Source organism: Arthrobacter sp. ASL1, assembly GCF_056680475.1.
Map to the genome: position 1 here is coordinate 3904727 of NZ_CM155284.1, position 23933 is coordinate 3928659.

Sequence of the window (23933 nt, forward strand, 5' to 3'; positions counted from 1 at the left end):
GTGCCATGATTGAACTGACTACAGCCGACATTGCGTCCATCACCGGTGGCCGCATCACGGCCACCGCCGAGCCGGGGGCCACGGTCTCCGGTGTCGCCACCGACTCCCGGGAGTGCGCGGACGGTTGGCTCTTCGTCGCCAAGCCCGGGGAATTCTCCGACGGGCACCACTTCATCGACCGTGCCTTCGCCGCCGGTGCCGTGTTGGCACTGGCCGAACGCGAGACCCTGGACCCGAACGGTGCGGTGCACCCGGCGGTGGTCGTCGACGACGCCGTGATCGCCATGGGCGCGCTGGCCGCGCACATCGTTGATCTGCTCCGCGGCCGGGGGGCGCAGGTCGTCGGCATCACCGGTTCCGCCGGCAAGACGACCACGAAGGACCTGCTCGCCGCGATCCTGCAGACCGCAGGTCCCACGGTGGCACCGATCGGCTCCTACAACGGCGAGGTCGGCGTTCCCCTGACCGTGTTCGGCGCGACCGCCGAGACCCGCTACCTCGTCATCGAGATGGGGGCGACCGGCATCGGGCACATCAGCTACCTGACGGACATGGTCAAGCCGAGCACCGGCGTCGTCCTCTGTGTGGGCACCGCCCACGCCGGAGAATTTGGCGGCGTGGAGAACATCGCCCGGGCCAAGGGCGAACTGGTTGAGGCCCTGCCCCCCGAGGGCACGGCCATCCTGAACCTGGACGACCCCCGGGTCGCCGCCATGGCCTCGCGCACGAACGCCACCATCCTCGGTTTCGGCGTGGATGACGGCGGGACGGCGGCAGCGGTCGCCGCGTCCGACATTGTCGTCGGCCCGGACGGATGTCCCGAATTCACCCTCACCCTGCCCGGCGACGGCTCGTACCGGATCCGCAGCGGGCTTATCGGACGACACCATGTGGCGAACATGCTCGGTGCCGCGGCCGCCGCCCACGCCCTGGGGATCGACGGGGCCGCCATCGCCGCAACCTTGCAGGACCGCGGGGCCGCGAGCCGCTGGCGCATGGAACGCACCGAGCGTGCCGATGGCGTGAGCATCATCAACGACGCCTACAACGCGAACCCCGAATCCATGCGTGCGGCGCTGCGGACCCTGGCGGAACTCGGCCTGTCCGACGCCGGGGGAACCGCCCGGCGCACGTGGGCGGTGATCGGCGAGATGCTCGAACTCGGTGCCGACTCGATCCACGAACACGACCTCGTCGGCCGCCTCGCGGTGCGACTCAACATCAAGAAGCTGGTGGTGGTCGGCCGGGGGGCGAAGGCCGCCCACAACTCAGCGGTCCTCGAAGGCAGCTGGGGGGACGAGGCGTACTACGTCGACACCCCCGACGAGGCCGAGCAGCTGCTACGTGACCAGCTGGAACCCGGAGACATCGTCTTGTTCAAGTCCTCCAACTCATCGGGTCTGCGCCACCTGGGCGACCGGGTGGCCGCCCACACCGCAGCCGGCGCTGCCGCCGCGACCACGGCACCCGGAGCGGGGGACGCCCGGTGATCTCACTGCTGGTGGGCGCCTCGATCGCCCTGGTCATCACATTCGTGGGAACGCCAGCCTTCATCAGGCTGCTGACCCGCAGGAGCTACGGCCAGTTCGTCCGCGACGACGGCCCGACCTCCCACCACACCAAGCGGGGGACGCCCACCATGGGTGGGGCCCTCATCGTGCTCGCGGTCCTGGTCGCCTATTTCGGCACCCATGGCATCCTGATGCTGACCGCGGACCATTCGCCCGGCCCCACGGCCAGCGGGTTGATCTTGTTGTTCCTCATGACCGGCATGGGGTTCGTGGGCTTCCTGGACGACTACATCAAGATCTCCAAGCAGCGCAGCCTGGGCTTGCGCGCCTGGCAGAAGCTTTCCCTCCAGGCCGCTGTCGGGATCGTCTTTGCCGTCCTGGCCCTGCAGTTCCCGAACGGCAAGGGCCTGTCGCCGGCCTCGACGCACATCTCCATCACCCGGGACACCGCACTGGATCTGGCCTTCTTCGGGCCCGTGGGCGGGGCGATCCTCTTCATCATCTGGTCCAACGTCATCGTCACCGCGGCCACCAACGGCGTCAACCTGACGGACGGCCTTGACGGGCTGGCCACCGGTGCCTCGATCATGGTCTTCGGCGCCTACACGCTGATCGGGATCTGGCAGTTCAACCAGGCCTGCGGCTCCTCCCGCTCCATCGGATCGGTCTGCTACGAGGTCCGGGACCCCATGGACCTGGCGCTGCTCGGCGCGATCCTCAGCGGTGCACTCGTGGGCTTCCTCTGGTGGAACACGTCGCCGGCCCAGATCTTCATGGGCGACACCGGGTCGCTGGCCATCGGCGGCGCCGTCGCGGCCTTCGCCATCCTCTCGCGCACCGAGGTGCTGCTCATCGTGCTGGCCGGGCTGTTCGTGATCATCTCGCTTTCGGTCATCATCCAGGTCGGGTACTTCAAGCTCTCCGGCGGCAAACGGGTCTTCCTCATGGCGCCGCTACAACACCATTTCGAGCTCAAGGGCTGGGCCGAGGTCACCATCGTCGTCCGCTTCTGGATCCTGTGCGGCCTGCTGGTCGCGGCGGCCGCGGGGATCTTCTACGGCGAATGGGTGCTCGGCCTGTGAGCGCCGACCTCGGCGCATTGACCAGCTGGGACGCCGACTGGAAAGGCCTGCGCGTGGTCGTGGCGGGGCTGGGCCTGTCCGGGTTCTCGGCGGCCGACACGCTCGCTGAACTCGGTGCGACCGTCGTGGTGGTCGACTCCGGGACCGGCGGGGAGAACCCGGCGCGGGCCGAAACGCTGAAGATCGTCGGAGTCCACGAGGTGTTGCTCGGGCCGGAACATGCCCAGGCGCTGCCGACCGTCGACGGCCAGGCCGCCGAACTCGTCGTCGCCTCCCCGGGGTGGCCTCCGCACCACCCGATGCTGCGTGCCGCGGCCGACGCCGGCATCCCGATCTGGGGCGACGTGGAGCTCGCGTGGCGGGTCAACCACCGCGAGGGCCGAAAGACCGCCGAATGGCTGGTCATCACCGGGACGAACGGCAAGACCACGACCGTGGGAATGACCGAGGCCATGCTGCGCGCCGACGGGTTGCGGGCCATCGCGGCCGGCAACGTCGGCACCCCCATCCTCGATGCCGTCCGCGACCCCGAGGGATTCGACGTCATCGCCGTGGAACTCTCCAGCTTCCAGCTGCACTACACCCACACGATGTCCCCGCTGGCCTCGGTCGTGCTGAACATCGCGCAGGACCACGTGGACTGGCACGGCTCCTTCGAGCAGTACCAGGCTGACAAGGCCAGGATCTACGAACGAACCCGGGTTGCCGCCGTCTACAACGTCGAGGCGCCCATCACCGAGACGATGGTGGAGAACGCCGACGTCGTCGAGGGGTGCCGGGCCGTTGGTTTCACCACCGGGGTTCCGGCCCGGAGCATGCTCGGCGTCGTGGACGACCTGCTGGTGGACCGCGCCTACATCGACAACCGCCACGATTCCGCCGTCGAGCTGGCTTCGCTCGAGGACTTCGGCGGGGTGGCCCCCCGCCACATGGTCGCCAACGCGTTGGCCGCCGCCGCACTGGTGCGCGCCTACGGGGTCGGGGTCGACGCCGTCCGGGAGGGACTGCGCGGCTTCGACCGCGGCGAACACCGGATCCAGGCCGTGGCACGCCGCGACGACATCCTGTGGGTCAACGACTCCAAGGCGACGAATCCGCATGCTGCGGCGGCCTCGCTCTCGGCATTCACCTCGGTGGTCTGGATCGCCGGCGGCCTGTCCAAGGGAGTCGACTACTCCGAACTGGTGACACGATTCGCCGGCAGCCTGCGGGGCGTCGTCCTCATCGGAACCGACACGACGTCGCTGCGCGAGGCATTGGGCCGACACGCGCCGACGGTGCAGGTGATCGCGGTGCCGGTGAGCGAAACTGGTACACAGACAACGGAAGCGGGGGACCGGGGGTCGAAGGTCATGACCGCGGCCGTCCAAGCCGCGGCGGGCATCGCCCGGCCCGGCGACACGGTGCTCATGGCACCCGCGGCCGCGTCCATGGACCAATTCACCTCCTACGCCCACCGTGGCAACGCATTCATCGAAGCCGTCAGCCGGCTCATGGAGGACGAAGAGAACTAAGGAGAACGCGTGGAACCCCCCACAACACGCCCACCCGGAGGAACGGGACGCAAGCCCCGGATCCGCAGGACGGGCAGCAGCGGGGGAACCAGCCGGCCAGCCGGCCAAGACGCCTCCACCACCCGCCAACGGCCGCCACAACCGCGCATGGACCGCCCCGCCGTCGTGTCCCGCACCTCCGCCGGAAAGGGAACCGCCGACCGCGCGGCCAAACGCTCCGGCGACGGCGAACGGCCCATCGCCCGTTTCTGGCGCTGGATCGAGGGGGACCCGGCCAAGGACGGGCGCACCGGCTACTACCTGATCCTGGGCAGCACCCTGGCCCTGACGGTGATCGGGCTGATGATGGTCCTGTCCTCCTCGTCCGTGGAGGCCATCAGCAAGAACCCCGATGCCTCCTCGTACGACCAGGTCATCAAGCAGGGCTCCTCGGCAGTCGTCGGCGTCGTGCTGATGCTGGTGATCTCCCGGTTCTCCCTGCCGACGTTCAAGAAGCTGGCGTGGCCGGCGTTCTTCATCGCCGTGTTCCTGCTGCTGCTGGTGCTCACGCCGCTTGGCGTCGAGATCTACGGCAACCGCAACTGGATCCAGATCGGGCCCGTCTCCGCTCAGCCCTCGGAGGCGGCCAAACTGGCCCTGGCCGTCTGGTCCGCAGCGGTCCTGAGCAAGAAGGCGAAGCTCATCGGGGAGACCGGCCATGCGCTGATCCCCGTGCTCTTCCCCGGCGGGCTCCTGCTGATCGGGCTGGTCATGCTCGGACGCGACCTCGGAACCGCCATCGTCATCGGCCTGGTCCTGGTCGCGGCGCTCTTCCTCGGCGGCGTGAGGCTCAAGCTGTTCGCCATGGCCGGCGTGGTCGGCGCCATCGGCGCGATCTTGATGGTCCTGGTCTCCGGCAACCGCATGACCCGCATCTACGCCTGGCTGGGGCTGAACTGCGACACCGATCCGGCCGCCTGCTACCAGTCGACCCAGGGGCTCTACGCCCTGGCCTCCGGCGGCTGGTGGGGCGTCGGCTTGGGCCAGTCGCGGCAGAAGTGGAACTACATCCCCGAGGCCTCGAACGACTTCATCTTCACCATCCTCGGCGAGGAATTGGGCCTACTGGGCACCATCGTGGTGCTGCTGCTCTTCGCGATCCTGGCCGTGGCGATGTACCGGGTGGCGGCCCGCCACCAGGACAACTTCGTGCGCATCGCCACCGGCGGCATCATGGCGTGGCTGATCGGCCAGGCGTTCCTGAACATCGGCATGGTCACCGGACTGCTGCCCGTCATCGGCGTCCCGCTGCCGTTCATCTCCTCCGGCGGCTCGGCGCTGATGCTCGCGTTGATGGGGGTCGGCGTCGTGCTCTGCTTTGCCCGGCACCGGCCCGACGCCAGCTCCGAACCGGCGAAGGCCACCACAGCCGGCACCTCCAGGAAGGGCACCCGATGAACCCCACCGCCTCCGTGGTGATGGCCGGCGGCGGCACCGCCGGGCACGTTTCGCCCCTGTTGGCCATGGCCGACGCGCTCCGCGCCGCGGAGCCGGGCATCGCCCTGCGCCTGGTCGGCACCCCCTCGGGCATGGAGACACGGCTCGTCCCCGCGGCCGGATACGAGCTGGAGACCATTGCCCGCGTCCCGCTCCCACGCCGGCCCTCGCTCGACCTGCTCAAACTGCCCTTCCGCTTCGCCGCGGCGGTCCGGGGCGCCAAGGACATCCTGCGTCGCGCGGAGGCCGACGTGGTCGTCGGCGTCGGCGGGTACGTCTGCACCCCCGTGTACCTGGCCGCCCGCAGCCTCGGGATCCCCGTCGTCGTGCACGAGGCCAACGCCAAGGCCGGGCTGGCCAACAAGGTCGGGGCCCGGTTCGCGGCACATGTCGGCACCGCCTTCGAGGGCACCGGGCTGCCCGGCGCCGAACTGGTCGGCATGCCCATGCGCGCCGGGATTGCCGGGCTCGACCGCGATGCTGCACGGGACGGGGCCCGCCGCGCCCTGGGCCTGGACCCGCACACACCGACCCTGGTGGTCACCGGGGGTTCATCCGGGGCCCAATCGCTCAACCGCGCGCTCATGGGCGGATTGCGCCGGCTCGCTGCCGAGGCGGGGGAGTCCCGCCCCGGATTCCAGGTCCTGCACGTCACCGGGCGCGGTAAGGCCATGAAGGACGACGACGGTGCGCCGCTGGCGCTGCCCGGGTACCACCAGGTCGAATACATCGACGGGATGGAACAGGCCTACGCGGCCGCCGATTTGCTCGTTGCCCGGGCGGGCGCCGGAACGGTGTGCGAAATCGCCGCCGTCGGACTGCCGTCGGTCCTGGTGCCACTGCCGATCGGCAACGGCGAGCAGGCCCTGAACGCGCGTGGCCTTCGGGAATCCGGTGCCGCCATCGTGGTGGCCGACGGGGAATTCACCGCAGAATACGTCGCCGGCACCCTTCCCGGGCTCCTCGGGGACGCCGCCGGGTTGCGGGCCATGGCCGATGCGGCCCGTGGACAGGGACGCCGGGACGCCGCCGAGCGGATGGCCGCGATCGTGCTGCAGACGGCCGGCACCGCCGGAGCCGACCCGAAGATGGGAAACTAGGAAACATGCAACAACTTCACACGGTGGCCGAACTTGGTCGCGTCCACCTCATGGGCATCGGCGGCGTCGGGGTCTCCGCCGTGGCCCGGCTCATGCTCGCCCAGGGCGTCGCCGTCACCGGCAGCGACGCCAAGGACCTGCCAGTGCTGGACGAACTGCGCGCCCTGGGGGCCTCCATCCACGTCGGCTACTCCGCCGCGGACCTGCCGGAGGCCGACACCGTGGTCATCTCATCGGTCATCAAGGCAGGCAACCCCGAATACGATGCCGCCTGTGAACGCGGGCTGCGCATCCTGCACCGCTCCGAAGGCCTCGCCGCGACCATGGACGGCCACCACGTCGTCGCCGTGTGCGGCACCCACGGGAAGACCACCACCTCGTCCTTGATCGCCGTGATGCTGCGGGAGGCGGGGCTTTCGCCGTCGTTCGCCATCGGCGCCAATGTCGCGGGGCTCGACGTCAATGCCGAGCACGGGTCCGGACGGATCTTCGTGGCGGAGGCCGACGAGTCGGATGCCTCCTTCCTCAACTACCGGCCCGACGCGATCGTGGTGACCAATGTCGAGGCCGACCACCTGGACCATTACGGCACCGAGGCCGCCGTGCACGAGAGCTTCCACCGGTTCGCGTCGCTGCTACCCGACGGCGGCCTGCTGGTGGCCTGCGCGGACGATCCGGGGTCGATGGACCTGGCCCGGCGGATCCGCAGCGAACGTCCCCTGGTCCGGGTGCAGACCTATGGGTTCGCCGACGGGGCCGACCGCCGGCTGAGCGACTCGGCCCCCGCGGGGGGACGCTTCGCCTGCCGGCTGGATTGGGGCAGCGGGGAATCGGGGCGGCTCTCGTTGTCGGTGCCCGGCGACCACAACCTGCTCAACGCCGCCGCGGCTTTTGCGATCGGGCTCGATTGCGGCCTCACCCCCGACCGGGCGGCCGCCGGCCTTGCGGCGTTCACCGGTGCGGCCCGGCGCTTCGACTTCCGCGGCGAGGCTGCCGGCATCCGGGTCTACGACGACTACGCCCACCACCCCACGGAGGTCCTGGCCGCGTTGCGTGCCGGCCGGGCCGTGGCGGGGGACGCCGGACGCGTCCACGTCGTCTTCCAGCCGCACCTGTTCACCCGCACCCGTGAATTCTGGGCGGCGTTCGCCGAGGCGCTCTCGCTGGCCGACACGGCACTGGTGCTGGACATCTACCCGGCGAGGGAACAGCCGCTGCCCGGTGTCACCGCGGAACTCGTTGCCGATGCACTGCAGACGAACGGCGGGCTCGTCTCCCGCGGCGAGGTCACCGCCAGGATCGCCGAGGTGGCCCGCAGCGGCGACATCGTCATGACCATCGGCGCCGGGGACGTCACCGAACTCGGACCCGACATCGTCACCGCCCTGGGGGCCTGCGCATGAGCCCGGACACCCGCGGCGGCGCGAATGTCGTCACCCTGCCCGAGACCGCCGGGCGGCGGTTGCGCCGTCGCGTCCTCTGGATCGGCGGTTCGGTGGTCGCCCTGATCGTGGCGCTGATGCTGGTCCTGCTGTTCTCGCCGTTGCTTGCCGTGCAGACGATCACCGTCGAGGGCAACAAGCTGGTGTCCACGAAGACCATCCACGCGTCGCTTGCCCCGCTCAAGGGCGTCCCGTTGCCACGGATCGGCCCGGCCCAGGTCAAGGAGCTGCTCGCCGACCAGGCGCCGATCCAGGACGTCGTCGTGCAGGCCCATGCACCCGGCACCCTGGAAGTGCAGATCGTCGAATACGCCCCGGTCGCCGTCGTGAAGAACGGCTCGAAATCCTATGACCTGGTCGACGAGGAGGGGCGGACGCTCTCGACGGTGAAGAAGCGCGACAGCGTGAAGCTGCCGCTGATCGACGCGAAGAAGTCCGCCCAGGACCCCGAGGTCTTCGCCTCGCTGACCCACGTGTTGGCGGCCCTGCCGGCATCGGCGCTGAAGAAGCTCGACCACGCCAGCGCGCAGACGGTCGACTCGGTCCAGTTGACCCTGACCAACGGGCAGAAGGTCCTCTGGGGCAGCGACGAGCGCAGCGGTGACAAGGCCAGGGTGCTGACCGCCTTCCTGAAGGACAACAAGCAACAGGGCGTCGACACCTTCGACGTCAGCACCCCCGACCACCCGGTCACCCGATAGCCCCGGCGGGCCCCGCCGGAAAAAAGGAATCACGGTAATGGGGCGACACGCGGTGGCGGTCGTTGCATGCCGGGGACGCAAAACATAGCGTCTTAGTAGCAGGTACTTGACATAACTCTAACCCTCAACTTGAGGGTTAACGTTGGTCCGGTTGAAGCTTCCTAGACTCAGCAGCACATCGAACAAGGGAAACAGGACGTGGCAGCTCCACAGAACTACCTCGCCGTCATCAAGGTCGTCGGTATCGGCGGTGGCGGCGTCAACGCCGTCAACCGCATGATCGAGGTCGGCCTTCGCGGCGTCGAATTCATTGCGATCAACACCGACGCGCAGGCGCTCCTCATGAGTGACGCCGACGTGAAGCTCGACGTGGGGCGCGAACTGACCCGTGGCCTCGGCGCGGGCGCCAACCCGGAGGTCGGCCGCCAGGCGGCGGAAGACCACGCCGAGGAGATCGAGGAGGTCATGCGCGGCTCCGACATGGTCTTCGTGACCGCCGGCGAGGGCGGTGGCACCGGCACCGGTGGCGCGCCCGTCGTGGCCCGCATCGCCCGGTCGCTGGGTGCGCTGACCATCGGCGTGGTCACCCGCCCGTTCACGTTCGAGGGCCGCCGCCGCGCGACCTCGGCCGAGTCCGGCATCGACGCGCTGCGCGACGAGGTCGACACCCTGATCGTGATCCCCAACGACCGGCTGCTGTCCATCAGCGACCGCAACGTCTCGGTGCTCGATGCCTTCCGGTCCGCCGACCAAGTGCTGCTGTCCGGCGTCCAGGGCATCACCGACCTCATCACCACCCCGGGGCTGATCAACCTCGACTTCGCCGACGTGAAGTCCGTGATGCAGGGGGCCGGTTCGGCGCTCATGGGCATCGGCTCGGCACGGGGCGACGACCGTGCTGTCAAGGCCGCGGAACTGGCCATCGCCTCGCCGCTGCTCGAGGCCTCCATCGATGGCGCCCACGGCGTGCTGCTCTCCATCCAGGGCGGATCCGATCTCGGCCTGTTCGAGATCAACGAGGCCGCCCGGCTGGTCCAGGAAGTGGCCCACCCCGAGGCGAACATCATCTTCGGCGCCGTCATCGACGACGCCCTCGGAGACGAGGCCCGCGTGACGGTCATCGCCGCAGGCTTCGACCAGGTCGACGTCACCAGCACCCCCGCCCAGCCGAAGCAGGTGCCGCAGCAGAACACCCAGCAGCAGGCACCCCAGCAGGCCATCCCCACTACCGTGCCGGGCACCATCCCGCTGGCCCCCGCGCAGGGCGCCGCCTCGGCACAGTCGTACCAGGGCGGCTACTCTGCCGCGTCCGCGCCGGAAGCCGCCCCGGTGGCCTCCGCCGGGTACGAGGAACTGCCGACCGTCGTCGAACAGGACTTCACCTCGTCGTCGTCACACGACGACCTGGATGTCCCGGACTTCCTGAAGTAGCACCCCGGGCCGCCCACGGCCCCGACGGCGCGTTTCCCGGTCCCGCCGGGCGGCGCGCCGTCTCCCTATCCACGAGGTGGTTGAGATGCTCCGCTATGAATTCCCGGGCCGGACGCCGGCACAGGTGGCCTTCACCTCGGTGGCCGAGGGGAACCTGGCATTGCATGTCGGTGACGTGTCCGGTGACGTCCTGCGGCGCCGGCGTTCGCTTGAATCCGGGCTCGGGATGGTTCCCGGGACCATGCAGTTCATGAACCAGACGCATTCGGTCCGCATCCACGAGATCCCGTCCGCCGGGTCCACCGGTCCGCGGCCCGACGGGCCCGATCCCGTGGCGTGGGGACCCGACGCCGACGCGATGATCTGCCGGGACGGTTCGGTCCCGTTGGCCGTGATGGTCGCCGACTGCCTGCCCGTCGTCTTCGCCGCGACGGGGAACGACGGCGGACTGGTCACCGCGGTGGCCCACGCCGGCCGCAAGGGACTGCTCGGCGGCATCCTGCAGGGCACCGTCGACGCCATCCGTGCCGCGGGTGGCCACGGCCTCCACGCCTGGATCGGCCCCGCGGTGTGCGGCGCCTGCTACGAGGTGCCGGCCGACATGGCCGCTGAGGCCGAGGCCGTCGTACCCGGCATCGCCGCCACGAGCCGGTGGGGGACCGCCTCCCTTGACCTCCCGGGTGCCGCCACGCGGCTGCTGGCCGACCGTGCGGTCGATGTGACCGTTTCGGCGTCCTGCACTTTGGAAGACGCCGACTACTACTCGTACCGCCGGGACCCGCAGTCCGGACGACTGGCCGGGATCGTCTGGCCGGCCCCGAGCGTCCCCGCAGCCTAGGAGACCCCATGCCCACCGAACCCGCAACAGGCGCCGCCGACGCCCGGCGAGCCGACCTTGAGCGGCGCCTCGGCGCAGTAAACGCACGGATTTCCGCGGCCAGCCGCGATGCCGGACGCGAACGGACCCCCGAACTGGTTGTCGTGACCAAGTTCTTCCCCGCAGCGGACGTGCGCCTGCTGCACGAACTCGGCGTCCGCCAGGTCGGGGAGAACCGCGATCAGGAGGCGGCAGCCAAGGCCGCCGAACTGCCAGACCTCGACCTGGCCTGGCACTTCATCGGGCAGCTGCAGGGCAACAAGGCCAAATCAGTGGTGCGCTACGCCAGTGCATTGCATTCACTGGACCGCTCCTCCCTGGTGGCGGCCCTGGGCAAGGCCATGCAGCGCGAAAACGAGCGCCGCCAGGAGGGCGGCTTGGCGCCGCGGGAGCCGCTGGCCACCCTCGTGCAGGTCGACCTGCGGGATGCCGCGCAACGCGAGGCGAACGACCACGGCGTCGGCCGGGGCGGAGCGGCGCCTGGGGACGTCGGGCGGCTGGCCGATCTCGTGGCGGCCACCGACGGGCTGGAGCTGGCCGGCATCATGGCCGTTGCGCCCCTGGGGTCCGACCCGGCACCGGCGTTCGAGCGCTTGGCCGCGATCGCCGCCGCCGTGCGGTCCGGGCATCCCGGGGCCAGCTGGATATCGGCCGGGATGAGCCACGACCTCGAACAGGCCATCGCCGCGGGTGCGACACACCTACGGGTGGGCTCCGATGTCCTCGGTCCACGTCCGCCGGTGCTGTAGCGTCATTTGCAGCGGAGACTCAAGCGGGAGAAGACCCCTCGCCGCGCACGATCATAAGGAGAAGACCATGGCTGGCGCCCTGCGCAAGACGATGATCTACCTGGGACTCGCCGACGGTGACGAGCACTACGAGGACGAGAAATACGAGGTGGCGGAGCAGCAGCGGCCCGACCCTGCCCGTGCGGAGCACGAGAAGGCCCCCATGGCCGTCGCCGCCGAACCGGAGACGGAATACCGTGCACCGGTCACCCCCATCAAGCGCGCGCCTTCTTCCAGGGATGAGGATTCTTCATTGCGGCAAATCACGACGGTTCACCCCCGTTCCTACAACGACGCCAAGATCATCGGGGAAAGCTTCCGCGAGGGCATCCCGGTCATCATGAACGTCACCGACATGGGTGAGGGCGATGCCAAGCGGCTGGTGGACTTCTCCGCCGGTCTGGTGTTCGGCCTGCACGGCAGCATCGAACGGGTCACCAACAAGGTGTTCCTGCTCTCGCCGGCCACTGTCGAGGTGCTGGGCGAGGACAAGAAGTCCTCCGAAGACACGGCAACCTTCTTCAACCAGAGCTAGCCCCGTCTCGCCCCGTGGATATTCTTCTTGGACTGGTCTATGCGGTCCTGACGGTCGTTCAGGTCCTGCTCATGCTCAGGATCGTGTATGACATCGTGCAGATGTTCGCCCGCTCGTGGCGCCCCCGTGGGCTGGCCCTGGTCGTGGCCAGCTTCGTGTACCGCATCACCGACCCGCCGATGCGGTGGCTGCGCTCCCGGATCAAGCCGCTGGACCTGGGCGGGATGCGCCTGGACCTGGCATTCCTGATCCTGTACTTCGCCGTCATCATCGCGAAGGTGATCGTGTTGCAGATCGGCGCCTAGCCGCATCCGGGCCGGTTCGTACCGAGGTTCGTCTTCGGTGCGGAAAACGTTATAGTCTTGAAACAGGAAGCGCGACCGGGCACCAGGCCGGCCGCGCTCACACAAACCGGTGTAATCGCCCTCGGGTCGCAATCAGGCGGCCGGGGAGAGAACTAAGTATCGAGGTGACCAGATGGCGCTCACGCCTGAAGATGTAGTCAACAAACGTTTCCAGCCAACCAAGTTCCGGGAGGGCTACGATCAGGACGAAGTTGACGACTTCCTGGACGAGATCGTCGTCGAACTCCGCCGCCTGACCCAGGAGAACGAGGAACTGCGCCAGCGCGTCAGCGGCCTCGGGAACTCCGACGCCGACACCGGCACCGTCCCGGCCCCCGTTGCCGCGGCTCCGGCCGCCGAGGCAGCACCGGCCAAGCCCGCCGACGAGAAGCCCGTCGTGGCCTCCGTGGACGAGCAGGAGCAGGCACCTGCGGCCGCCGAGGAAACCCCGGCCGCCGCCGAAGCCGAGGCTGTTCCGGCTCCCGCCGCCGCTGCCGCACCCGTCGCCGACAACACCGCACCGTCGGCTGCCGCCACGGGCGGTTCCGCCGAATCGGCCGCCGGTGTCCTCGCCATGGCCCAGCGCCTGCACGACGAATATGTCGGTGCCGGTGTCGAGCAGCGGGACAAGATCATCGCCGAAGCCCAGCTGCAGGCCACCAAGCTGGTCAACGACGCGGAGGACAAGAGCACCAAGACGCTCAAGTCCCTGGAAGAGCAGAAGTCGGTCCTCGAGCGGAAGCTGGACCAGTTGCGCGGCTTCGAGCGTGATTACCGGGCCCGCCTGAAGTCCTACATCGAGGGCCAGCTCCACGACCTCGAGTCGCAGGGTTCCATTTCCTCGCAGGACTCGAAGGACAACGCCTAGCCAACCGTTGCCGGTGGGCCACCCCGGTGGCCCGCCCACACCACTGACTGTCGGCGGCCGGGACTCCCGGCCGCCGACAGCATGTTAAGGACCAAGATGGATCAGGACCCTGCAGATCGACCCGATGATGCCGACGCCGATGCACCCGCTCCGGTACGCGGCCGACCCGTGCTGGTCGCGGTCTCGCTGGCCATCGCCGTGCTCGGCGTCGGACTGGACCAGGCCACCAAGGCATTCGTGCAGTCCACGATGGAGCTCGGGGAGAAGATCGACGTCCTCGGCTCCGTGCTGAGCTGGCATTACATCCTGAACCCCGGGGCGGCGTTCTCCATGGGCACCTCCGTGACCTGGATCTTCACCATCGTCATGGCCGTGGTCGTCGTGTATGTGCTGACCCTGTTGCGCAAGGTACGTTCGCGTCTGTGGGCCGTCGCGCTGGGCGGCCTGCTGGCCGGGGCGACCGGCAACCTGATCGACCGGCTCTTCCGTGAACCCTCCTTCGGGATGGGGCACGTCGTGGATTTCATCGGTGTCCGCAATTTCGCCATCTTCAACATCGCCGATTCGTTCGTGGTCTGCTCGATGATCGGCATCTGCCTGCTGCTCTTCCGCGGCATCGGCGTGGATGGCCTTCCGATCGAGGACAAGCCGGCACGCAAGGGCAGGGAAGCCGGGACGCCGTGAACGCCAGTTCGTTCACGGCCGGCCCCGCGGACGCCGGACGCCGGATCGATGCAGTGGTCGCCTCCGCACTGGGAGCCACGCGCAGCGCTGCCGCGCACTGGTGTATGGGCGGCCACGTGCTGCTCAACGGCAGCGCGGTGGCCAAATCCCGCAAGGTCGAGGCCGGGGACGCCGTGACCGTCGATCCCCCCGAGGAAACCGACCCGCTGGAAGTGAGGGCAGAATACGTGGAAGCCATGGGCATCCTGGCCGAGGACGACGACTACGTGGTGATCGACAAGCCCGTCGGCGTCGCCGCCCACCCCTCACCGGGATGGGTGGGCCCCACCGTCGTCGGTGCCCTGGTGGCCGCCGGCTACCGCATCTCCACCTCCGGCGCCCCCGAACGCCAGGGCATCGTGCACCGCCTGGACGTCGGCACCTCCGGGGCGATGGTCGTGGCGAAGACCGAACGGGCCTACACCGCGCTCAAACGCGCGTTCAAGGAACGCACCCCGGCCAAGACGTACCACGCCCTCGTCCAGGGGCTGCCCGACCCGCTCGAGGGGACCATCGACGCGCCGATCGGCCGCCACCCCGGTCATGACTGGAAGTTCGCCGTGCTGGAAGACGGCCGCGATTCCGTGACGCACTACAAGGTGCTGGAGGCGTTCGGCCGGGCCAGCCTGGTGGAAGTCCAGCTCGAGACCGGGCGGACCCACCAGATCCGTGTGCATTTCTCCGCCCTGCGGCACCCGTGCGCGGGCGACCAGACCTATGGGGCAGACCCCCGGCTGGCCGCCGCACTCGGGCTGACCCGGCAGTGGCTCCACGCCCACCGCCTCGGTTTCCCGCACCCGGTCACGGGGGAGTGGGTGCAGGTCGAGAGCGGCTATCCGCGGGACCTGGCGCATGCCCTCGAGATCATGCGCGACGGCGACCTGCGCTACTAACCGGCGTTCCGCCGTCGTGCACCGCCCGGCGTGGTCGAGCCGTAGGCGTGGGGATCATCACCCGCCCCGCGCGGGGTCCTCGGCCACCGTCCCCGGAGGCCTAGACTGGATCGGTGGCCAGCTCAAAACGTGACGGATTCGTCCACCTCCATACGCACACCGAATACTCCATGCTCGACGGCGCGGCGCGCCTGACCGACCTCTTCGAGGAGACCGAACGCCTGGGCATGCCCGCCTTGGCGACGACCGACCACGGGTATCTGTTCGGGGCCTTCGACTTCTGGAGCAAGGCCACCAACGCGGGGATCAAGCCCATCATCGGGGTCGAGGCCTACGTCACCCCGGGGACGGCGCGCACCGACAAGACCCGCGTGCGCTGGGGCGAACAGCACCAGAAGCGCGACGACGTCTCCGGTGGTGGCGCCTACACCCACATGACGCTGCTCAGCCGCAACAACGAGGGCATGCGCAACCTGTTCCGCGCCTCCTCGATCGGCTCGCTGGACTCGGTGTTCGGCAAATGGCCGCGGCTGGACCGGGAGCTGCTCGAGCAATACAGTGGCGGGCTCATCGCCACGACGGGATGTCCCTCCGGGGAGGTCCAGACCCGGCTGCGGTTGGGCCAGTACGAAGAGGCGAAGCAGGCCGCCAGCGAGTACCGCGACATCTTCGGCGCGGAGAACTACTATTGCGAGCTGATGGACCACGGGCTGGAGATCGAACGCCGGGCCACCAAGGACCTGCTGCGCCTGTCCAAGGAACTGGGTATCCCGTTGGTGGCCACCAACGACCTGCACTACACCCACGAACACGATGCCAAGGCGCACGAGGCGCTGCTGGCCATCCAGTCCGGGTCCACGCTGCTGGAGCCCAGCTACGACCAGGGCGGTTCGCGCTTCGCCTTCTCGGGGACGGGGTTCTACCTGAAGTCCCCGCAGGAGATGCGCACCCTGTTCGCCGAGTTCCCCGAGGCGTGCGACAACACCCTGGACATCGCCGAACGCTGCGAGGTCTCCTTCAACACGGACGCGAACTACATGCCGAAGTTCCCGTGCCCGCCGGGGGAGGACGAGACCAGCTGGCTGGTCAAGGAGGTCGACACCGGACTGAAGTACCGGTACCCGAACGGGGTGCCGGATGCCTCGCGCAAGCAGGCGGACTACGAGTTGGGCATCATCACGAAGATGGGCTTCCCCGGCTACTTCCTGGTCGTGGCCGACTTCATCAACTGGTCCAAGGACCACGGGATCCGCGTCGGTCCCGGCCGTGGTTCCGGCGCCGGGTCCATGGTCGCCTACGCCATGCGCATCACCGACCTGGATCCGCTGCAGCACGGGCTGATCTTCGAGCGCTTCCTGAACCCGGAGCGCGTCTCCATGCCCGACTTCGACGTCGACTTCGATGATCGGCGCCGCTCGGAGGTCATCAAGTACGTGACCGAGAAGTACGGTGACGAACGCGTGTCGATGATCGTGACCTACGGGTCGATCAAGACCAAGCAGGCGCTGAAGGACTCCGCCCGCGTGATGGGCCACCCCTTCAGCATGGGCGAGACGCTGACCAAGGCCCTGCCGCCAGCGGTCATGGCCAAGGACATCCCGTTGGCCGACATCGAGGACACCAAGGCCAAGCGCTATGCCGAGGCAGCTGACTTCCGCCAGCTGATCTCCAACGACCCCGAGGCCGCGAAGGTCTTCGAGACCGCGAAGGGCATCGAGGGGCTCAAACGCCAGTGGGGGGTCCATGCCGCAGGGGTGATCATGTCCTCGGATCCGATCATCGACGTCGTGCCCATCATGCGCCGCTTCCAGGACGGGCAGGTCATCACCCAGTTCGACTACCCGACCTGCGAGGGCCTGGGCCTGATCAAGATGGACTTTTTGGGCCTGCGGAACCTGACGATCATTTCCGACGCCATCGAGAACATCAAGATCAACCGCGGGGAGGACCTGGACCTCGAGCACCTCGAGGTCGATGACCGCGACTCCTACGACCTGCTGACGCGCGGGGACACCCTGGGCGTCTTCCAGCTCGACGGCGGCCCCATGCGGTCGCTGCTGCGCCTGATGCGCCCCGACAACTTCGAGGACATCTCCGCGGTCATCGCGCTGTACCGGCCGGGCCCCATGGGTGCGAACTCGCACAACAACTATGCGCTGCGCAAGAACGGGCTGCAGGACATCACGCCGATCCACCGCGAGCTGGAGGAACCGCTGGCCGAGATCCTGAACACCACCTACGGGTTGATCGTGTACCAGGAGCAGGTCATGGCCATCGCGCAGAAGGTCGCCGGCTACTCGCTGGGACAGGCCGACATCCTGCGCCGCGCGATGGGCAAGAAAAAGAAGTCCGAGCTGGACAAGCAGTACGCGGGCTTCCATCAGGGCATGCTCGACAACGGATTCTCCGAGGCGGCCGTCAAATCCCTGTGGGACATCCTGCTGCCGTTCTCCGACTATGCGTTCAACAAGGCGCACTCCGCCGCCTACGGGCTCGTCTCCTACTGGACGGCATACCTGAAGGCGCACTACCCGGCCGAATACATGGCGGCCCTGCTCACCAGCGTGGGCGATGACAAGGACAAGTCGGCCCTCTACCTCAACGAATGCCGGCACATGGGCATCACCGTGCTGCCGCCGGACGTGAACGAGTCCCAGCTGAACTTCACCCCGGTGGGAGCCGACATCCGCTTCGGCATGGGCGCCATCCGCAACGTCGGCACGAACGTCGTCAACGCGATGGTCGAGGCCCGGGCGGAAAAGGGGAAATTCGAGTCCTTCAGCGATTACCTGCAGAAGGTCCCCGCCGTCGTCTGCAACAAGCGCACCATCGAATCGCTGGTGAAGGCCGGGGCCTTCGACGAGATGGGGCACCCGCGGCGGGCGCTGGCCATGATCCACGAGGAGGCCGTCGATTCGGTCATCGTGCTCAAGCGCAACGAGGCGGCCAACCAGTTCGACCTCTTCAGCGCCATGGACGACCCGGCGGCCGGGGCCGGGCTGGCCATCGAGGTCCCGGACCTGCCCGAGTGGGAGAAGAAGGACAAGCTCTCCTTCGAACGCGACATGCTCGGCCTCTACGTCTCGGACCACCCGCTGCAGGGGCTGGGCAGCCTGCTCGAACAGCACGCCGACCTCTCCATTACCCAGGTGCTCTCCGAGGACGGGCCGCGCGACGGGCAGATCGTCACCATTTCGGGGATGATCACCTCCCTGCAGCGCCGCATCGCCAAGAACAGCGGCAACCCGTACGCCCGCTGCGAGGTCGAGGACCTGGGCGGCTCGATGGAGGTCATGTTCTTCGGCCAGGCCTATGGGCCGATCGCCAGCGTGCTGGCCGAGGACCTGATCGTCGTCGTCAAGGGCCGGCTGCAGCGCCGGGACGATGGCGCCGTGTCGCTCAACGCCCAGGAACTGACGATCCCGGAAATCAGCGAGGACGGGCTCGCGGGCCCCGTCGTCATCTCCATGCCGGCGCACAAGGCCACCGAAGCAGTGGTCTCCCAGCTGGGCGAGGTCCTGCAGACCCACTCGGGGAACACCGAGGTGCGCGTCAAGCTCTCCGGCACGCGCAGCGTCGAGCTCATGCGCCTCGGCATCGAATTCCGCGTCAACCCCAACCCGGCGCTCTTCGGCGACCTCAAGGTGCTGCTCGGGCCGGCCTGCCTGGACATCTGAGCGTCCCGGGCCGCCGCAACAGTCGGCGGCCCGGTGGGCCGCGTCGTAAACTTGGACGGTGACGAATTCAGCCAACACCCCGGAATCCTTCAGTGCCCTGCGCACCATCGACCTGCGGGACACCGCCCTGGGCCATGCGGCGCTGAAAGCCGCGCTGCCCCGGACCGGAAACGACGGCGCCTCGGCCGCCGAAACGGTCCAGCGGATCATCGACGACGTCCGGGGCCGCGGCTTTGCCGCCCTGGCAGAACTCGCCCTGCGCTTCGACGGCGTCGAACAATCCACCACCCACGTACCCGCCGAGGCCCGGCGCCGGGCCCTGGAGGAGCTGGACCCGACCGTGCGCCGCGCGCTGGAGGAATCCATCCGCCGGGCCACGCGCTTCGCCGCCGCCCAGGTGCCAACGCCGGCGGCTGTCGACTTCGGGGACGGCGCCACGGTGACCCAGCGGTGGGAGCCGGTCCGCCGGGTCGGCCTCTATGTCCCGGGCGGTCTCGCCGTCTATCCGAGCTCGGTCATCATGAACGTTGTGCCCGCCCTCGCCGCCGGCGTGGGATCGATCGCCCTGGCCTCGCCGCCGCAGCGCGAGTTCGGCGGCCTGCCCCACCCCACGATCCTCGCCGCGGCCGAACTGCTCGGCATCACCGAGGTGCATGCAATGGGCGGGGCCCAGGCGATCGCGGCCTTTGCCTACGGGATCGACGCCGCCGGGACTCCCGGGTCCGCCGGGATCGAACCGGTCGATGTCATCACCGGCCCCGGCAACGTCTTCGTGACCACCGCCAAGCGGCTGGTCAAGGGTGCCGTCGGGATCGACGCCGAGGCCGGGCCCACCGAGATAGCCATCCTCGCCGATGCCGACGCCACCCCACGCTACGTCGCCGCCGACATGATCAGCCAGGCCGAGCACGACCCCAACGCCGCGGCCGTGCTGGTCACCGATTCCCCGGAAGTGGCCGAGGCGGTGCGCGGCGAACTGGACGTCCAGACCCGGACGACCAAGCACTCGGACCGGGTGTTGGCGGCCCTGTCCGGCCGCCAGTCCGCTGTCATCCTCGTCGACGACCTGGAGGCCGGGCTGCGCGTGTGCAACGCGTACGCCGCCGAGCACCTGGAGATCCTCACGGCCGACCCCGCCGCCGTAGCCGCCCGGGTCACCGCGGCCGGTGCGGTCTTCGTCGGCGAACACAGCCCGGTATCCCTCGGCGACTACAGTGCCGGGTCCAACCACGTGCTGCCCACCAGCGGGACCGCCGCCTTCGCCTCGGGGCTGAACGTGTTGACCTTCCTCAAGGCCATCCAGGTCATCGACTATCCCGAAGCGGCGCTGCGTGACGTCGGGGAGCATGTCATCGCGCTGGCCGATGCCGAGGACCTCCCGGCCCACGGCGATGCGGTCAGGCACCGGCTCGAACGCGGATAGGACCGCAGACGGCGGCGGGAGCCCGGCATGTCGAACGTGACATGATGGTCCCGTCGGCACGGCACAAATGACATCGGCGCGGGCATCGGGCCCGGCCCACGACCATGGAAGGGATGGAGCTCATGCGTTGTCCATTTTGCAGGAACTCCGACTCCCGGGTCGTCGACAGCCGCCTGACGGAGGACGGCTCCTCCATTCGCCGGCGCAGGCTGTGCAGCTCCTGCGAACGCCGGTTCACCACGTTGGAGACGACGAGCCTCAATGTCGTCAAGCGCTCCGGCGTCGCCGAACCCTTTGACCGGGCGAAGGTCATCTCGGGGGTCGGCAAGGCCTGCCAGGGTCGTCCGGTGACCGATGACGACCTGGCGCTGCTGGCCCAGGAGGTCGAGGAGACCGTCAGGGCCTCCGGTGCTGCCGAGATCAACGCCAACGAGGTCGGGTTGGCCATCCTGCGCCCGCTGCAGGATCTGGACCAGGTCGCCTACCTGCGCTTCGCCAGCGTCTACCAGGGATTCGACTCGTTGGAGGACTTCGAGACGGCCATCGCCAAGCTGCGCAACGAGGGGAAGGGCGCCCCGGAGGCCGGCAACCAGCGGCCGCTGACCGCCGAATAGGCCGGACCGCGGCACCTGCCACGGTCCGCCGGCCGTTAATTGCTACTTGCGCAGGCCGAAGTGGATGGCCGCCTGCAGGGCGCCGCCGACGATTCCCGCGTTGTTCTTCAGCGCCGCCGGTTTGATCGGTGTGCGCAATGCCAGCTGGGGCAGGAAGTCCTGGGAGCGCTTGGAGATCCCCCCGCCGACCACGAACAGCTTCGGGGAGAAGAGGAATTCGACGTGCGAGAAATAGCGCTGCAGGCGCACCGCATAGTCGTCCCACGCCAGGTCCTCGCGTTCCCGGGCCGAGGCAGAGGCCCGTGACTCGGCGTCGTACCCGTCGATCTCCAGGTGGCCCAACTCCAGGTTCGGCACCAGGACGCCGTCGTGGATCAGCGCCGAACCGATGCCGGTGCCCAGGGTGATGACCAGCACCGTCCCCTCGACGCCCTCGCCCGCGCCGTACCGCACCTCCGCGAGGCCGGCCGCATCGGCGTCGTTCATGACCTGCACGGGACGGTGCAGCACGTCGGTGAAGAGCGTGTCCACGTCGGTATCGATCCAGGACTTGTCGACGTTGGCGGCCGAGAGGGCGATGCCCTCGTGGATGATGGCCGGGAACGTGATGCCGACCGGGGCGTCGGCGTCCGGTGCACCCTCGCGCGAACCGAGCTCGGCGACGATCTGGCCGACGACCTCGGCCACTGCGGCCGGGGTGGAGGGCTTCGGCGTGTCGATCCGGTACCGGTCGCCGAGCAGCTTGCCCCTCTTCAGGTCGACGATGCCGCCCTTGATTCCGGTGCCGCCGATATCCAGGCCAATGGCGGTGGAGATCTTGTTCTTCTTGGTCTTCTCGTCCTGCGACATGGGGGCTCCTCAGCGGATGGGTGGGTCGGTGGGGGCGGGGTCAGGCCAGGGTCAGGATCTCGGCGCCGGAATCGGTCACCAGCAGGGTGTGCTCGAACTGGGCGGTGCGGCTGCGGTCGCGGGTCACGGCGGTCCAGCCGTCGTCCCACATGTCCCAATCGATCCCGCCGAGGGTGAGCATCGGCTCGATGGTGAAGACCATGCCGGGTTCGATGACACGCGAGTAGGCCGGGGCGGCGTCGTAGTGCGGGATGATCAGCCCGGTATGGAACGCCTCGCCGACGCCGTGGCCGGTGAAGTCGCGGACCACGCCGTAGCCGAAGCGCTTGGCGTAGGCGGAGATGATGCGGCCGATGACGTTGATCTCCCGGCCGGGCATGACCGCCTTGATGGCCCGGCGCAGCGACTCCTGCGTGCGCTCGACCAACAGGCGGGAATCCTCGTCGACGTCCCCGGCGAGGAAGGTTGCGTTCGTGTCGCCGTGGACCTGGCCGATGTAGGCGGTGATGTCGATGTTGACGATGTCCCCGTCGCGGACGACGGTGGTGTCGGGGATGCCATGGCAGATGACCTCGTTGATCGAGGTGCACAGCGACTTGGTGAATCCGCGGTAGCCCAGCGTGGAGGGGTAGGCGCCGTGGGCCACGAGGTGGTCATGGCCGATGCGGTCCAGCTCGTCGGTGGTCACCCCGGGGACCACGGCCTCGCCGACGAGTGCCAGCGCCTCGGCGGCGATCCTGGAGGCATGGCGGATGCGCTCCACCGTCTCCGGGGACTTCACCTCCGACCCCTCGAACTTCGCGGGGGCGGGCTTGCCCACGTATTCGGGGCGTTCGATCGACGCCGGGACCCGGCGCATCGGTGTGGGGGTTCCGGGGACGAGGTTTCCCAGGGGGGCAGTTGACGTGCGTGGCATGCCATCGATCCTATCGCCATCCGAACCCGCCGGAGTATGGTGGGCTGGCAGACCCACGCCCCGGGACCCCGGGGCCTTGCGCTAATGAAGGAGCACGATGAGCGACGGCAGCGGAACCACGGGCGGCGACTTCTGGTTCAACGTCAACACGAAGCAGGTCGAAGCAGGTGCGCAGTCGGACTGGTCTCAGCTGTTGGGCCCCTACAACACGCGGGAGGAAGCCCAGGGAGCGCTGGCGCAGGTGGAGCGGAACAACGAGTCCTGGGACGACGACGCCGAGGCCTGAGCCCCCGCCGGGGCAACCGGTGGGCTAGAACCCGTGCTCGTCGGCGGGGAACGTCCCGTCCACCACGTCGCGGTGGTAGTCCGCGGCGGCCTGGCCCATGACCTGGCGCAGGTCGGCATATTTCTTCACGAAACGCGGCAGCTTGCCGGGGTTCAGGCCCATCATGTCCTGCCACACCAGCACCTGCCCCGTGGTGGCCGCTCCGGCCCCGATGCCGATCGTGGGAACGGACACGGCGGCGTCGACGGCCGCGGCCACGTCCGCCGGCACCATCTCCAGCAGCACGCAGAACGCGCCGGCGGCCTCCAGGGCCAGCGCGTCCTCGATCAGCCGTGCGGCGGCATCCCCGCGTCCCTGCACCTTGTAGCCACCGAGTGCGTGTTCTGCCTGTGGGGTGAACCCGATGTGCGCCATGACCGGGATCCCGGCATCGACGACGGCCCGGACGTGCTCCGCGCGGCGGGCGGTGCCCTCCATCTTGACCGCATGGATTCCCGTTTCCTTCATCAACCGCACCGACGATTCAACGGCCAGCTGCGGCGAGGCCTCGAAACTGCCGAACGGCAGGTCGCAGACGACCAGGCTGCGCTTGGCCCCGGCGGTGACCGACCGGGCGAAGACACCCATCTCGTCGAGGGTGATGGGCAGCGTGGTGGCGTGGCCCATCACGTTGTTCGCCGCGGAGTCGCCCACCAGCAGCACCTCGATGCCGGCCTCCTCGAAGATCGAGGCCGCGTACTGGTCGTAGGCCGTCAGCATCGCGAAACGCCGGCCCTCGGCCTTGGCGTGGGCCAGGTGGCCGATCCGGATCCGGCCGGCCGGACGCGGTGCGGGGGAGGGCTGGCCGGAGGCGTAGGGGGGTGGCTGTTCGTGCGACATGTCC

22 protein-coding genes are annotated in these 23933 nt (G+C 68.9%); 19 read left to right on the top strand and 3 right to left on the bottom strand.

Annotated elements, in window-relative coordinates:
* The first annotated feature begins 5 nt into the window (after positions 1 to 5).
* The 18 genes from AC1MEQ_RS18460 (at position 6) to nrdR (ending at position 20999) form a co-directional block, all read left to right on the top strand.
* Positions 6 to 1490: a UDP-N-acetylmuramoyl-tripeptide--D-alanyl-D-alanine ligase gene (locus AC1MEQ_RS18460; RefSeq protein WP_479792774.1), complete on the top strand. Its 1485-nt coding sequence runs from the start codon at positions 6 to 8 to the stop codon at positions 1488 to 1490.
* Positions 1487 to 2593 carry a phospho-N-acetylmuramoyl-pentapeptide-transferase gene (gene mraY / locus AC1MEQ_RS18465; protein WP_479792775.1) on the top strand — a complete coding sequence of 369 codons (1107 nt, stop codon included), beginning with the start codon at positions 1487 to 1489 and terminating at the stop codon, positions 2591 to 2593. The genes AC1MEQ_RS18460 and mraY overlap by 4 nt, the downstream gene beginning before the upstream one ends.
* Complete coding sequence (murD, locus tag AC1MEQ_RS18470; RefSeq protein ID WP_479792776.1) at positions 2575 to 4107, top strand: UDP-N-acetylmuramoyl-L-alanine--D-glutamate ligase; 1533 nt, start codon at positions 2575 to 2577, stop codon at positions 4105 to 4107. The genes mraY and murD overlap by 19 nt, the downstream gene beginning before the upstream one ends.
* Positions 4108 to 4116: 9 nt before the next feature.
* The gene (gene ftsW, locus AC1MEQ_RS18475) at positions 4117 to 5544 is read left to right on the top strand and encodes a putative lipid II flippase FtsW (RefSeq protein ID WP_479792777.1); all 1428 of its coding nucleotides are present in this window, start codon (positions 4117 to 4119) and stop codon (positions 5542 to 5544) included.
* On the top strand, positions 5541 to 6683 hold the full coding sequence (gene murG, locus AC1MEQ_RS18480; protein WP_479792778.1) for an undecaprenyldiphospho-muramoylpentapeptide beta-N-acetylglucosaminyltransferase: 1143 nt from the start codon (positions 5541 to 5543) through the stop codon (positions 6681 to 6683). Before ftsW ends, murG begins: the two co-directional genes overlap by 4 nt.
* Positions 6684 to 6688: 5 nt before the next feature.
* The gene (gene murC / locus AC1MEQ_RS18485) at positions 6689 to 8086 is read left to right on the top strand and encodes a UDP-N-acetylmuramate--L-alanine ligase (RefSeq protein WP_479792779.1); all 1398 of its coding nucleotides are present in this window, start codon (positions 6689 to 6691) and stop codon (positions 8084 to 8086) included.
* Entirely contained in the window at positions 8083 to 8826 is a 744-nt protein-coding gene (locus AC1MEQ_RS18490) for a cell division protein FtsQ/DivIB (RefSeq protein ID WP_479792780.1), read from the top strand. The genes murC and AC1MEQ_RS18490 overlap by 4 nt, the downstream gene beginning before the upstream one ends.
* Before the next feature lie 198 nt (positions 8827 to 9024).
* Positions 9025 to 10257, top strand: a complete 1233-nt coding sequence (ftsZ, locus tag AC1MEQ_RS18495; protein WP_479792781.1) for a cell division protein FtsZ — start codon at positions 9025 to 9027, stop codon at positions 10255 to 10257.
* 85 nt (positions 10258 to 10342) lie between these two features.
* The gene (locus AC1MEQ_RS18500; protein ID WP_479792782.1) at positions 10343 to 11095 is read left to right on the top strand and encodes a purine nucleoside phosphorylase YfiH/LACC1 family protein; all 753 of its coding nucleotides are present in this window, start codon (positions 10343 to 10345) and stop codon (positions 11093 to 11095) included.
* 8 nt (positions 11096 to 11103) lie between these two features.
* A complete protein-coding gene (locus tag AC1MEQ_RS18505) occupies positions 11104 to 11883 on the top strand; it encodes a YggS family pyridoxal phosphate enzyme (RefSeq protein WP_479792783.1) in 780 nt (259 codons plus the stop codon).
* 67 nt (positions 11884 to 11950) lie between these two features.
* A complete protein-coding gene (locus AC1MEQ_RS18510; protein WP_479792784.1) occupies positions 11951 to 12457 on the top strand; it encodes a cell division protein SepF in 507 nt (168 codons plus the stop codon).
* Positions 12458 to 12471: 14 nt separating this feature from the next.
* On the top strand, positions 12472 to 12762 hold the full coding sequence (locus AC1MEQ_RS18515) for a YggT family protein (protein ID WP_479792785.1): 291 nt from the start codon (positions 12472 to 12474) through the stop codon (positions 12760 to 12762).
* 172 nt (positions 12763 to 12934) lie between these two features.
* Complete coding sequence (locus AC1MEQ_RS18520) at positions 12935 to 13669, top strand: DivIVA domain-containing protein (RefSeq protein WP_479792786.1); 735 nt, start codon at positions 12935 to 12937, stop codon at positions 13667 to 13669.
* Between the two features lie 96 nt (positions 13670 to 13765).
* A complete protein-coding gene (gene lspA / locus AC1MEQ_RS18525) occupies positions 13766 to 14353 on the top strand; it encodes a signal peptidase II (protein ID WP_479792787.1) in 588 nt (195 codons plus the stop codon).
* The gene (locus AC1MEQ_RS18530; RefSeq protein WP_479792788.1) at positions 14350 to 15285 is read left to right on the top strand and encodes an RluA family pseudouridine synthase; all 936 of its coding nucleotides are present in this window, start codon (positions 14350 to 14352) and stop codon (positions 15283 to 15285) included. Before lspA ends, AC1MEQ_RS18530 begins: the two co-directional genes overlap by 4 nt.
* Before the next feature lie 170 nt (positions 15286 to 15455).
* Positions 15456 to 18962 carry a DNA polymerase III subunit alpha gene (gene dnaE, locus AC1MEQ_RS18535; RefSeq protein ID WP_479796180.1) on the top strand — a complete coding sequence of 1169 codons (3507 nt, stop codon included), beginning with the start codon at positions 15456 to 15458 and terminating at the stop codon, positions 18960 to 18962.
* Positions 18963 to 19020: 58 nt separating this feature from the next.
* The gene (gene hisD, locus AC1MEQ_RS18540; RefSeq protein ID WP_479792789.1) at positions 19021 to 20385 is read left to right on the top strand and encodes a histidinol dehydrogenase; all 1365 of its coding nucleotides are present in this window, start codon (positions 19021 to 19023) and stop codon (positions 20383 to 20385) included.
* A gap of 122 nt (positions 20386 to 20507) precedes the next feature.
* Positions 20508 to 20999, top strand: coding sequence for a transcriptional regulator NrdR (nrdR, locus tag AC1MEQ_RS18545; protein WP_479792790.1), 492 nt, complete (start codon positions 20508 to 20510; stop codon positions 20997 to 20999).
* Between the two features lie 42 nt (positions 21000 to 21041).
* Here the strand turns inward: nrdR and ppgK are convergent, their stop codons facing one another.
* Both ppgK and map read right to left on the bottom strand, forming a co-directional pair.
* Complete coding sequence (ppgK, locus tag AC1MEQ_RS18550; protein ID WP_479792791.1) at positions 21042 to 21848, bottom strand: polyphosphate--glucose phosphotransferase; 807 nt, start codon at positions 21846 to 21848, stop codon at positions 21042 to 21044.
* Between the two features lie 40 nt (positions 21849 to 21888).
* Positions 21889 to 22764: a type I methionyl aminopeptidase gene (map, locus tag AC1MEQ_RS18555; RefSeq protein WP_479792792.1), complete on the bottom strand. Its 876-nt coding sequence runs from the start codon at positions 22762 to 22764 to the stop codon at positions 21889 to 21891.
* A 97-nt stretch (positions 22765 to 22861) separates the two neighbouring features.
* Here map and AC1MEQ_RS18560 point away from each other — a divergent pair, with 97 nt between their 5' ends.
* Entirely contained in the window at positions 22862 to 23050 is a 189-nt protein-coding gene (locus AC1MEQ_RS18560) for an SPOR domain-containing protein (protein ID WP_479792793.1), read from the top strand.
* Between the two features lie 24 nt (positions 23051 to 23074).
* Here AC1MEQ_RS18560 and panB read toward each other — a convergent pair whose 3' ends face one another.
* Positions 23075 to 23929, bottom strand: coding sequence for a 3-methyl-2-oxobutanoate hydroxymethyltransferase (gene panB, locus AC1MEQ_RS18565; RefSeq protein WP_479792794.1), 855 nt, complete (start codon positions 23927 to 23929; stop codon positions 23075 to 23077).
* Positions 23930 to 23933 lie beyond the last annotated feature (4 nt).